The organism is Cupriavidus sp. 01T418 (assembly GCF_056398885.1).
This window is the reverse complement of record NZ_JBFTQG010000174.1, coordinates 1-458: the sequence shown is the minus strand read 5'-3', so window position 1 is coordinate 458 and position 458 is coordinate 1. Positions and strand designations below refer to the sequence as shown.

The following is a 458-nucleotide window of genomic DNA, read 5'->3' as shown; positions in this document are numbered from 1 at the left end:
AGATTGTCCAGTGCAACAAGGGCCGCGATCGCTTCGGTTCTCGGTTTCCCGTCCTTGTCGAGCATCGAGACGTCGAAGCCCATGAACAAGGCGTTGATTCGCCCATGATCGTAAGCTGGCTCCGCGGTGTCCGGCAGGAGCGCCGTATTTGCGAAGGGTCCGCTATTTGCGGCCCCAAGCSCCGCCACCGAAACCAGCTTGCTGCTGTTTTTCCTCGGCGTGTCCAGTTCATATTGGAGCGAGTCCGGATGCCGCTGACGATACTCGAGCATCTCTTCCTGTGTTTCCAGAAGGGCGCCCATATACAGGCACAGTATCCGGCCMTTGCTCAACGTGGGGCGCAGTTCGGGATCGGCTTCGAGGGCAAACAGGCCATACTGCCCTGCGAGGATCTGTTCATGCGGGGGAAGTCCAGTTGCGGCCAGTCTGCCGGGCCGGCAGCGCAACGTCTCCTGTGG

1 protein-coding gene is annotated in these 458 nt (G+C 60.5%); it reads right to left on the bottom strand.

The window, feature by feature from the left end; all coding sequences use genetic code 11:
* The coding region (locus AC1DQ3_RS36775; protein WP_477124989.1) for a hypothetical protein at nt 1-458 on the bottom strand (458 nt) is incomplete at both ends.